General features: G+C 36.5%; 9 protein-coding genes, 1 tRNA gene and 2 pseudogenes. 7 read left to right on the forward strand and 5 right to left on the reverse strand.

What is annotated here, in order from left to right; genetic code table 11:
• The 5 genes and pseudogenes from G577_RS12200 to G577_RS0108545 form a co-directional block, all read left to right on the forward strand.
• Nucleotides 1–246 (forward strand): annotated as a pseudogene (locus G577_RS12200) (group II intron reverse transcriptase/maturase); the annotation flags it as partial.
• A gap of 234 nt (nucleotides 247–480) precedes the next feature.
• Complete coding sequence (locus G577_RS0108525; RefSeq protein WP_028790838.1) at nucleotides 481–1698, forward strand: ArgE/DapE family deacylase; 1218 nt, start codon at nucleotides 481–483, stop codon at nucleotides 1696–1698.
• Between the two features lie 222 nt (nucleotides 1699–1920).
• Nucleotides 1921–3539: pseudogene (locus G577_RS11350) on the forward strand (alpha-glucoside-specific PTS transporter subunit IIBC).
• Nucleotides 3540–3543: 4 nt separating this feature from the next.
• Nucleotides 3544–4881, forward strand: coding sequence for a 6-phospho-alpha-glucosidase (locus G577_RS0108535; protein ID WP_028790839.1), 1338 nt, complete (start codon nucleotides 3544–3546; stop codon nucleotides 4879–4881).
• 98 nt (nucleotides 4882–4979) lie between these two features.
• Nucleotides 4980–5750, forward strand: coding sequence for a MurR/RpiR family transcriptional regulator (locus tag G577_RS0108545; protein WP_227874519.1), 771 nt, complete (start codon nucleotides 4980–4982; stop codon nucleotides 5748–5750).
• 30 nt (nucleotides 5751–5780) lie between these two features.
• Here the strand turns inward: G577_RS0108545 and G577_RS0108550 are convergent, their stop codons facing one another.
• The 5 genes from G577_RS0108550 to G577_RS0108570 all read right to left on the reverse strand — a co-directional run bounded on the left by G577_RS0108550 (nucleotide 5781) and on the right by G577_RS0108570 (nucleotide 9794).
• On the reverse strand, nucleotides 5781–6011 hold the full coding sequence (locus tag G577_RS0108550; RefSeq protein WP_028790841.1) for a hypothetical protein: 231 nt from the start codon (nucleotides 6009–6011) through the stop codon (nucleotides 5781–5783).
• Between the two features lie 168 nt (nucleotides 6012–6179).
• Nucleotides 6180–6264, reverse strand: a tRNA-Leu gene (locus tag G577_RS0108555).
• A 269-nt stretch (nucleotides 6265–6533) separates the two neighbouring features.
• Nucleotides 6534–6911 carry a hypothetical protein gene (locus G577_RS0108560; protein WP_028790842.1) on the reverse strand — a complete coding sequence of 126 codons (378 nt, stop codon included), beginning with the start codon at nucleotides 6909–6911 and terminating at the stop codon, nucleotides 6534–6536.
• A 298-nt stretch (nucleotides 6912–7209) separates the two neighbouring features.
• Nucleotides 7210–8583 carry an argininosuccinate lyase gene (gene argH, locus G577_RS0108565; protein ID WP_028790843.1) on the reverse strand — a complete coding sequence of 458 codons (1374 nt, stop codon included), beginning with the start codon at nucleotides 8581–8583 and terminating at the stop codon, nucleotides 7210–7212.
• Nucleotides 8583–9794: an argininosuccinate synthase gene (locus G577_RS0108570; protein ID WP_028790844.1), complete on the reverse strand. Its 1212-nt coding sequence runs from the start codon at nucleotides 9792–9794 to the stop codon at nucleotides 8583–8585. The genes argH and G577_RS0108570 overlap by 1 nt, the downstream gene beginning before the upstream one ends.
• Nucleotides 9795–10134: 340 nt before the next feature.
• Here G577_RS0108570 and G577_RS0108575 point away from each other — a divergent pair, with 340 nt between their 5' ends.
• Both G577_RS0108575 and G577_RS12205 read left to right on the forward strand, forming a co-directional pair.
• Nucleotides 10135–10821, forward strand: coding sequence for a fructose-6-phosphate aldolase (locus G577_RS0108575; RefSeq protein ID WP_028790845.1), 687 nt, complete (start codon nucleotides 10135–10137; stop codon nucleotides 10819–10821).
• Nucleotides 10822–11080: 259 nt separating this feature from the next.
• Nucleotides 11081–11251 (forward strand): hypothetical protein, encoded by a 171-nt coding sequence (locus G577_RS12205; protein WP_162141351.1) that lies wholly within the window; start codon nucleotides 11081–11083, stop codon nucleotides 11249–11251.
• The last annotated feature ends 112 nt before the right edge of the window (nucleotides 11252–11363 follow it).

Raw genomic sequence — 11363 nt, forward strand, 5'->3', positions numbered from 1 at the left:
ATTATTATAAAGCAATGGAAACTTCCGCGACGAATCTATATGAATTTACAACAATTGAATCGACTATTCAATTGTCATTTCAAGAAAGAAGACATTTATAAGGTCGCTAATTCTAGATTAGGTTGGTATAGGAAATGCGGGATGGACGTTGTCAACTTTACGTTAAGTCCGAAAGTTTTAGCCATAAAGAAAAAGGATCGACCTGGATTGGTTGATCCTTTATCCTACTATCTAAATAAAGCGTGAAAACAGTACAAATGTAGCGCCGTATACGAGGACCGTACGTACGGTGCGACGGGAGGGGCGGAAATTTATTTCCCCTCTACCCTATTATTTTTCTTATTCATTCATCAACCGAACGAACATGGAAAGTCTAAAGTAATATTCATTCACTGGGTTTAGCCAATATTAACCTTTGTCATTTGGTTATAATAGGCGTTATAATAAATTCGTAAATAATTTGTAGAGGATGTGGAATGATTGGATAAAAAGGAAAAAGTAGATTTACTGCAAAAGATGATTGAAGTTAAATCAGTAAATGGCAACGAAAAAGATGTTGCAGATATTTTAAAGAAGGTGTTAGATGATGCTGGAATTCAAAATGAACTCCTTCCTTTTGGTGATAATCGCGCAAATCTAATTGCAACTCTTGGACAAGGCCATCCTGTATTAGCTGTTTCTGGTCATATGGATGTAGTCGAAGTAGACAAAGAAAATTGGGATACTGATCCATTTGAATTGGTCGAAAAGGATGGTATGTTTTATGGCCGCGGAGTGACAGATATGAAAGCAGGTTTAGCTGCTTTAGTTATCTCCATGGTTGAATTAAAAGAAGCGGGGACTCCGTTAAATGGGACGATCAAATTATTAGCAACGAGCGGGGAAGAAGTAGGTCAACTAGGAGCTGAAAAATTGACAGATCAGGGTTACGTAAAAGACGTCGATGCCTTGTTAATAGCAGAACCAAGTGGCTATCGTTGTGTTTATGCTAATAAAGGCGAACTAAATGTAACAATCAATTCTACAGGACAAGCCGCTCATAGCTCAATGCCAAAAGCTGGCATTAATGCTGTTGAGCATTTACTTCATGTATTAAGTAATATTGAAACGAAAATTAAACAAGCAACGGATAGTTTTGAGAATGACGTATTAGGTGAAACTATATTTAATATTGACGTAATTAATGGGGGAAACCAAATTAATGCCATACCTGCTTCAGCTCAAGCAGAAATTAATATGCGTACTATTCCTGAATTTACGAATGATCAATTAGAAAGTATCTTTAAAGAAGTTATTGAAGATTATAATAATAAGACAGATGCTCAGATAGATTATTCAGTGACAATGAATACCATTGCTATTACTGGAAATGAGGAATCTTCTTTAATTCAATTGATTCAAAAAATAGGAAAACCTTATTTGCAAAACCAAGAAATGTCAGACGAAGAAATCAAAGAGGCAAAAAGATCGGCAGAATTAACCGGTTTGAAATTTTCAACAGACGAAATTTTAACACTAGGTATGTCTGGCGGGACAGATGGGTCGAAATTTTTGATTAATCAACCGAATGGATTTGATTATACAATGTTTGGTCCAGGAAATGATACAATGCATAAAGATAATGAAAGTTTACCTAAAGCGATGTATTTTGATTATATTGAAATGTTTAAGCAATTGTTTAGCGAGTATTTAGCTTAGGTTTTACTTAAATAGATATAAAGCAAGTGAACTGGGTTCATTAAGGCCTTGTTTGCTTGCTTTTTTATTCAAAGACGGGAAATTTCCCGCAAAGTAGGAAAAATATAGAAATAAGAAGCGCAGTACCATTCCTATTGAAACCCCTATCATTTTCAATTGATTTTGCTAAACTGAAATCAGTAAAACGATTGCAAATTAAATTTATGAGGAAGTGAATGGAGTATGATGCAAAAAATTCAACGTTTTGGTGGAGCGATGATCGTACCTGTTTTACTATTAGCGTTTAACGGGATCGTCTTAGCTTTATCTACTGTCTTTCAAAACCCCGATATTGTTGGTTCTATTGCGACAGAAGGAACCTTTTGGAGTAATATCTGGGGCGTAATTGAAGAAGGCGGCTGGACCGTATTCAATAATATGGAATTGCTCTTTGTTATTGGACTTCCGATCAGCTTGGCTAAAAAAGCTAGCGGTCGTGCAGTTATGGAATCATTTGTTATTTATATGACTTGGAATACTTTTATGAACGCTATTTTACAAACTTGGAATTTTGGTGTTGATTTAAGTGATCCAGAAGCGATAGGAATTAAGTCTATCGGTGGTGTGACGACTCTTGACACAAGTATTATTGGGGCAATTTTAATAGCTGGTGTAGCGATTTACTTACATAACCGATTTTATGATACGACATTACCGGAATGGTTGGGTGTCTTCTCCGGTTCTTCCTTTGTCGTTATCTTAGGATTTGTCGCAGCATTGCCATTAGCTTTCTTAGCTGCTTGGGTTTGGCCGCCTATTCAAGATGGTATCACTCAATTGCAAGGCTTTATGGCTTCAAGCGGAACAATAGGCGTTGGTATTTATGTATTCCTAGAAAGAATTTTGATACCGACTGGGCTTCATCATTTTATTTATCAGCCATTTGATTTAGGTCCAGCAGTTGTTCAAGGGGAACCATAAGTTATTGGTTCGAACATCTATCTGAAATTGCTAACTCTACGGAATCTTTAAGAGAACTTTTCCCAGGCGGAGGATTTCAATTTCAAAATGTTTCCAAAGTATTTGCTCCGATTGGAATTGGCGGAGCCTTTATAGCGACTTCTAAACCGGAAAATCGGCAAAAGACAATGGCTTTAGTTATCCCAACAGCACTTACTGCAATTTTATCAGGGATTACTGAACCTTTTGAATTCACCTTTCTTTTCTTAGCGCCACAATTGTTTGCTGTTCACGCGTTTTTCGCAGCATCTATGAGTATGATTATGTACGCATTAGGCGTATCGGCTTCTATTGGTGGTGGTTTTATTGCCAACTTTTCGCAATTTATTTTACCAATGTGGGCCAATCATAAAGATGCTATATTTATATTTTTAGGCGTTGGGTTAGCTTTTTCAGTCATTTATTATTTCTTTTTCCGCTGGGCGATTCTTCGTTTCAACATCAAGACGCCTGGGCGTGAAGATAGTGGCGAAGTCAAAATGTATAGCAAAAAAGACTATAAAGAAAAGCAAGCTGCTGGAGGAAATGCAGCCGTAGAAGCCACTTCTAGCGTTAGAGAAAGTAATAATCCCAATGCACAGAAGGCCGCTCAGTTCATAGAAGGTCTGGGAGGTGCGCAAAACATCACCGATGTGACCAATTGCGCGACAAGGCTTCGGGTTTCTGTCGCAGATGAAGAACAAGTATTAGATGATGATTTCTTTAAAGGAGGCGGTGCGCACGGAATTGTACGAAATGGTAAAGCATTTCAAGTCATTGTTGGACTTGATGTGCCAAAAGTAAGAGAGTTTTTTGAAGAAATTGTTGAAGATGAAAATAAAGATTACGAAGGAGACGAATAATTTTATGACTTTAAAAAAACAATCAATTGTAGTAGCAGGCGGCGGAAGTACATTTACACCAGGCATTGTGATGATGCTATTAGAAAACTTAGATAAGTTTCCTATTCGTTCACTAAAATTTTATGATAATGACAAAGAAAGACAAAAACAAATCGCAGATGCTACAGAAGTGATCATTAAAGAACGCGCACCAGAAATTGAATTTAAAGCAACGACGGATCCAGAAGAAGCTTTTACCGATGTCGATTTCGTTATGGCTCACATTCGTGTTGGAAAGTATGCCATGCGTGAAAAGGATGAAAAAATTCCAATGAAATATGGCGTTATTGGACAAGAAACATGTGGACCCGGTGGTATTGCTTACGGTATGCGTTCTATCGGTGGTGTGGTAGAAATTATTGATTATATGGAAAAATATTCTCCGGATGCATGGATGCTAAACTATTCCAATCCTGCCGCTATTGTTGCGGAAGCGACTAGAAGATTGCGTCCTGACAGTAAAATTATCAATATTTGTGATATGCCGGTGGGTATTGAACTTCGCATGGCTGAAGTACTAGGCTTAGAATCACGTAAAGAAATGGATGTTCGTTACTACGGCTTAAATCACTTTGGCTGGTGGACCGATATTCGTGATAAAGAAGGCAATGATTTGATGCCAAAACTCATTGATTGGGTCAAAGAGCATGGTTACATTACTCCAAAAGAATTAGAAGGCGCTTCAGAAGAAGAACCAAGTTGGGAATATACTTTTGGTAAAGCGAAAGAAGTCCAATGGCTTGATCCAGATACGTTACCGAATACCTATTTGAAATATTATTTCTATCCGCAAGATGAAGCCGAACACAGCGATATTAATTATACACGCGCTAATGAAGTGATGGATAACCGAGAAAAACACGTATTTAGCGAATGTAATCGCATTTCGAATATCAAAACAGCAGAAGATGCTAAATTGGTTGCTGATGACCATGCGAGTTACATTGTAGACTTAGCTCGTGCGATTGCTTATAACACCAAAGAACGTATGCTTTTAATCGTACCAAATCATGGCGCTATAGAAAACTTTGATGCTGAAGGAATGGTAGAAGTTCCTTGCATCGTAGGTTCACAAGGCCCTGAGCCAATGACACAAGGGTCGATTCCTCGTTTCCAAAAAGGTTTGATGGAACAACAAGTTGCTGTTGAAAAACTAGTGGTCGATGCTTGGATTACAGGATCTTATCAAAAATTATGGCAAGCTCTTACTTTGTCACGTATCGTACCAAATGCGCGTGTGGCTAAACAGATCTTAGATGACTTAATCGAAGCCAATGAAGATTTCTGGCCCGTACTAAAATAAAAGGGTAGAGGAGAATTCTCAGATGCTGAGACATCTGAGAATTTTTTTATTTGCATCTTCTAACGTTGTGTTACAATTAAAACACAAAAAATTGGAGGATGAGTTTTTTGAACATAGAAACTTTAATTAATAAACATTACGATAATTTAAATGAAAATGATCAACATATTGCTAAATATGTTTTAGGTCATGAAACGGAGTGTAAGAGCTTATCTATTGTTCAATTGGCAGAAGTAACGTTAACCTCAAAATCTTCTATTTTACGGTTTACTCAAAAGTTAGGTTTTTCCGGCTATAGTGAATTTAAATACGCGCTAAAACAACAAAAAGCTTCTAAACAATTGCAAACTTCTTTTGTTGCAATGCAACAAGAAGACTTATTACAAACAGCGAAATTTTTCAATCAACAAAATGTCACTTCAGTTTTGCAAGCTTTTGATCAAGCGGAAACGATCTACTGCTATGGAACTGGCTGGGGGCAACGTGATGTTTTACAAAACTTCATCCGTAGTATTATTCCTTTACAACGTTTTCCTGTCCATTTACAGTCGCAAAAAGAGTTGAGTATTGTTTTAAATGGTTCTATAACAGAAAACGATTTGATAATTATTCTATCCCTAAGTGGTGAAAATAAGCCGCAAGAAAATATTTTAAATCAAATGAAGATAAAAAACATTCCTATTTTATCTATTACCAATATGAGTAGGAACCGTCTAGCTTCAAAAGCGACGTATAATTTATATTATCAGTCTACAGAAATCGGTGAATCTACTGACGAAACCTTTAGTATGATGCCTTTATTCCAAATTATGGATTTGTTTTATCGTGCATACGTAGATTATAAACAGATAAATTTGAATCAATTATAATAATAATGCGTTGAGTCATAGACTTCCTTTTTAAACCAGCATAGGACTATCGATTACACAGTATTTTTTGACCACAAATTGGTTTTTACTATTATATTGTCCGCACACAACAATTTGGTTATTTTCTTTTGCTTCATACAAAAAATTGAATGAGTGTCTAGCAATCAAGCAGCTAATATCATCCACTTTAAAATGAACGAGAGGGCGGTTGCTTAGTTTTAATACTTTTATTTTTGATATAGTACCTTTGATCGTTTGCATCTAAGATCCCTCCTTATTTATAGCTATTATACGAACAAACGTTTGGAAAGTAAAGCGAACAAAAGATAAAAAAACCTACCTTTAAAAGATAAGTTTGTTACATACGCCTAATTGTAATTTTATCAAACGACATGATCGGGTAAATCCTGGAAAATATCAATAAAACGATGCGAATGGTGGGAGTCGAACCCACACGAACGCTATGTTCACATGAACCTGAATCATGCTTGTCTACCAATTCCAACACATCCGCTGGCTGACAAAGCCTATTATAGTAGGCTTTGTCAAATTATGTTCTATGTTTATACTTTTTGAATCCCCTACGAATGGTTCGTTGGGATTTTTTAGTTTACGGGTCAACTGCTATATGAGCAATGAACATATAGGCAGTTAACTATCTTTTTTTGTGTATTTTTTTATCTCTACCAGTTCATTTCTTTCGTTTTTATATAGTGTAACATAGCAAAAGTAGGCACGAATCCCATAGCGGAACCGCGCCATTAAAAGCTACTGATTGGAGACTTATTGGACTCTTTGTGCATTTTTACTTTTCTGATTTATAAAATAATGCCAAACAAAAAATCCAACACCGATGATGAATGCAAGCCATCCCCAAATTACTAAATCACTATAACTACCTGCATTGGAAATAGCAAGTAACCAAGCAATTAATAATAAGACCATATTAATTACGTCTGCTGTTAATTTCTCCTTTGATTTTGTAGCTATATATACTATTCCAGTTGCTAAGAAAATAATAGCCGTTAGAACGCCCCCAGAGCCACCAGTTTCTCCATTACCATCGAGAGCGTTTCCTAAGCCTGCTATTGTAGATTGAAAAGTAATAAATACCGATAGTATAATCATTAAAATCCCTGAAACTAATTTAGTTGTTCTCATTTTCACACTAAACTCCTTTGTTATATAAAACTGTTATAAACCGTACTTTGTCAATATTTGACTTTACCAGAAAATATTGACATAAGTATTTAATTGATTGAAACACCTCCTTGCTTAAAATTAAATCCAAGCAAGGAAACTCCTGCATGGGTTTAAAAAGTAAACTTTTCTAATAAGTTATAACTTCATTAGAATTTTAATTAAGCTTACCAAACGTAAGTTATCTTTTTCAAGACGAATTTTCAAATATTCTTACAACATGAAGTATTTATGTATTTAAAAAGGCTGAACTGGGAGATTAACTCAGTTCAGCCTTGGCTTTTTCAATCTGACTTTTTACTTGATCAAATCCTGTACCGCCTAAGGAGTGGCGATTTTTAACCGCACTGTGTGAGTTTAACTTATCATAAACATCAGCTTCAATGCTAGGAGAGATCTGCTGGTATTTTTCCAATGGAATATCTTGTAAATAAGTGCCTTGTTGGATACATTCTAAAACGAGCTTGCCTACAATTTCGTGTGCTTGGCGAAAAGGGAGACCTTTATTTGCCAAATAATCGGCAAGTTCAGTTGCATTGGACAAATCCTTTTCAGTTGCTTGTTGCATCGTTGCTTGGTTTACTTTCATGGTTTCTATCATGCCACTCATAATTTCTAGACTAGCGATGATAGTTTCAGAAGTATCAAACATTCCTTCTTTATCTTCTTGAAAATCTTTGTTGTAAGCAAGAGGTAAGCTCTTCATTACTGTTAATAATTGAAATAAATTTCCATAGACACGTCCTGTTTTACCACGGATTAATTCTGCCATATCTGGGTTTTTCTTTTGTGGCATAATCGAGCTGCCTGTAGAAAAGGTATCTGCTAGTTCAACAAACTGAAATTCATATGAACACCATAAAATCATTTCTTCGCAAAAACGAGAAAGATGCATCATCAACAAGGAAGCGTTACTTAAGAATTCTAAAATAAAATCTCGATCACTAACGGCATCTAAACTGTTGTCATAAATATCAGAAAATCCTAATTCATCCGCTGTCATTTGTCGATCAATAGGAAAAGTAGTTCCTGCTAAAGCTGCTGCACCTAATGGAGAAACATCGATACGTGACACACTTTCTTGCATACGTTCTTGGTCGCGCGTCAACATTTGATAATAAGCCATTAAGTGGTGACCAAAGGAGATTGGTTGCGCATGTTGCATATGCGTATAACCAGGCATAATAGTTTCGATATTTTCTTCGGCTTTATCTACAAGTACTCTGCGTAATTGATGAATCTTCTCAATGACGTTAGTCACTGTTTCTTTGAGATATAAATGCATATCCGTTGCTACTTGGTCATTACGACTGCGTGCCGTATGAAGTTTACCAGCAACTGGGCCGATTTCCTCAGTCAAAAGGGATTCAATGTTTAAATGAATATCTTCATTTTGAGTAGTGAAAGTTAATTCATTATTAGCTAATTTTTCCTGTAAACTTTTTAAACCTGTTTGGATTTGTTGCATCTCGTCTTTTGTAATAATACCGCAAGCACCTAGCATTTTAACATGGGCTAAGCTGCCCAATATGTCTTGTTTAGCCAGCTGATAGTCAAAAGAAATAGAGGCCCCAAATGTATCTATCCAGTCTTTGTTTTCACCAGTAAAACGCCCGCCCCAGAGCTTTTTCATTAAATTTCCTCCTCGGATGATTGTTGCGTTTGAACTTCAGCGTGAACTTTAGAAGGCAACCCCCATAACTTAATGAACCCAACAGCTGCTTCTTGGTCAAAAGTATCAGCGGAAGTATAAGTGGCTAAGTCTTCATTGTATAAACTATTGCCAGATTTTTTACCTTCACAAATGATATTACCCTTAAATAATTTCAAGCGCACCACGCCGTTGACATTTTCTTGTGATCTTTTAATAAAAGAAATCAATGATTCAGTAAGTGGATTGAACCAAAGGCCATCGTAAATTGTTTGGGCCAGTTGGTTTTCAATCGTTGGTTTAAAATGAGCTAGTTCGCGTACAAAGACAAGATCCTCTAATTCTTTATGAGCATGCATCATAGTTAAAGCACCCGGGCACTCGTAAACTTCGCGAGATTTTATACCTACTAAACGATTTTCAACATGGTCAATCCGACCGATACCATGATTTCCTGCTAAAGTATTCAGAGTAGAAGTTATATTGGTTAGACTCATTTTTTCGTCATTGATAGCAATAGGAACCCCCTTTTCAAAAGTTAATTCCAAAATATCAGGTTCATCAGGTGTGTTGGACAATTCATTTGTTATTTCATAGGCGCCTTCTGGTGGAGTAGACCAGGGATCTTCAAGGGCGCCACATTCACAAGCTCGGCCCCATAAATTTTGATCAATCGAGTAAGGATTATCTAAATCGGCAGGAATAGGAACACCGTTAGCTTGTGCATAAGCGATTTCTTCTTCACGTGACCATTGCCATTGACGTACAGGTGCAATCACTTTTAAAGATGGATCTAAGGAAGAAATTGCTACCTCAAAGCGAACTTGGTCGTTTCCTTTACCAGTACAACCATGAGCAATTGTCGTGGCATTCGTTTTATGGGCTAATTCGACTAATTTTTTTGCAATAAGTGGACGCGACAAGGCTGAAACCAGCGGGTAGGAGTTTTCATAAAAAGTATTGCCTTGTAAAGCAATTAAAGCAAAATCTTGTAAAAATTCTTCTTTTGCATCAATCGCAAAAGACTGACTAGCACCAACTGTTAGTGCTTTATCACGTACTTCTTGAATGTCTTTTTCCTCACCAATATCTAAACAACAAGCAATAACATCGTACCCTTGATCAGTTAGCCACTTAACAGAAACAGAAGTATCTAAACCACCAGAATAGGCTAAAACAACTTTTTCTTTCATATTTATGCATCTCCTAGATTAAATTTAACTCTTATATTAGCAGATTGTTTTTACTTTATCAATGAAAAACGAATAAATATTCATTTTTTTAGTTTCTAATTACTAATTATGCAAATCAATATATAAGCTATTATTATGAATAGTCCTCGTTGACTGTCTTCTTCAGTTTGTGCTATGTTATTCTTACAAGCTATGAAAAGTCAGGAAAATTTAGGGAAGGGGAAAGGAAGCTTATCTGTGTTATTAGTTTTTCCCACATTCGTAAGCGGTTTCTGTTTGTTGCTTGGTTTTAAGTATTGATGGAATGGTATTGAGAATTCTATTCAAGGGGTGAATATTAATGGAAATTTTATTGGATACTGCTAATATTGAAGCAATTGCAAAATATGCAGCTGCTCTTCCTTTGGCTGGGGTAACAACAAATCCTTCAATTCTAAAAAAAGAAGGAGACATAGAGTTTTTTTCACATATGCGTAAAATTAGAGAAATTATAGGTACAAATCGTTCTTTGCATGTGCAAGTTGTAGCTCAAGATAAAGCAGGAATGATAAAGGATGCCAATACTCTTTTAGAACAACTGGACCAAGAGGTTTATATCAAAATTCCTGCTAATGAAGAGGGGTTAGAAGCGATAAAAGAATTGAAAAATCAGGGGATAAATGTAACGGCTACAGCTATCTATTCAAAATTTCAAGCTTACTTGGCAATAGCAGCTGGCGCTGATTATATTGCGCCTTATTTTAATCGGATGGAAAATATTGGGATAAACGCTCAAGAAGCAGTAGCGGCCATGCTCAATGAAATTCAACAAAATGCAAGTAAAACCAAAATAGTGGCCGCTAGTTTCAAAAATATTGATCAAGTAACAACTGCTTTGGAACAAGGAGCGCAAGCTGTAACCATTGCTCCTGAGATTATTGGACAAGCATTAACCATGCCATCGATTGCTCAAGCAGTGGAAGACTTCGCTGTGGATTGGGAAAGTGTTTTTGGTAAGAATAGCACGATTGCTAGTTTAAAGAATTAAATATTCTAGAAGCTAATATGTGGACTTATGTCCTGAAAACAAACTCAGGACATAGGTCAAAGAAACTTATGACCTGAAATTAACTTCAGGACATAGAACGAGTACAGTTATGTACTGAAATTTAAGCTCAGGACATAAGTCAAGGGGATTTATGTCCTGAAACCAACTTCAGGACATAGATCAAGAAAACTTATGTCCTGAAAATGAACTCAGGACATAGGTTTAATTATGTGTGCCAGGCATGGCATTTATCTAGCTGGTGAAAGTCCAGTCGCAGGTAGTTACCGCCAAGCGTAGCGAGCCACAAGCTGAAATCAGTGATGATGGGGTGAAGGAAGTGGTGTCGCAAATCTTTCAAGCCTACGAACAGGAACTTGATGAGGCTAAATGGTGGATAAGGCTGCATATCAAGCTGAAGTCCAAAAGGTAAACGTAAAACCAAGACAGTAAATCAAGAGGTTATGGAGAGAAAGATAAATGTCTTACCCTGGGAGCTCTTACGGACGTTTGTGAACGAACGGTCGAAAAAGGTTTGTCGTAAG

It is taken from the genome of Tetragenococcus muriaticus DSM 15685 (assembly GCF_000423785.1).
In the GTDB taxonomy this organism is placed as follows: domain Bacteria; phylum Bacillota; class Bacilli; order Lactobacillales; family Enterococcaceae; genus Tetragenococcus; species Tetragenococcus muriaticus.

What these genes read in the sequence shown, in the direction of transcription:
- G577_RS0108535 (WP_028790839.1), top strand. Translation starts at nt 3,544, where the DNA reads ATGACTTTAAAAAAACAATCAATTGTAGTAGCAGGCGGCGGAAGTACA.
- G577_RS0108545 (WP_227874519.1), top strand. Translation starts at nt 4,980, where the DNA reads ATGAGTTTTTTGAACATAGAAACTTTAATTAATAAACATTACGATAAT.
- G577_RS0108550 (WP_028790841.1), bottom strand. Translation starts at nt 6,011, where the DNA reads ATGCAAACGATCAAAGGTACTATATCAAAAATAAAAGTATTAAAACTA.
- G577_RS0108560 (WP_028790842.1), bottom strand. Translation starts at nt 6,911, where the DNA reads ATGAGAACAACTAAATTAGTTTCAGGGATTTTAATGATTATACTATCG.
- argH (WP_028790843.1), bottom strand. Translation starts at nt 8,583, where the DNA reads ATGAAAAAGCTCTGGGGCGGGCGTTTTACTGGTGAAAACAAAGACTGG.
- G577_RS0108570 (WP_028790844.1), bottom strand. Translation starts at nt 9,794, where the DNA reads ATGAAAGAAAAAGTTGTTTTAGCCTATTCTGGTGGTTTAGATACTTCT.
- G577_RS0108575 (WP_028790845.1), top strand. Translation starts at nt 10,135, where the DNA reads ATGGAAATTTTATTGGATACTGCTAATATTGAAGCAATTGCAAAATAT.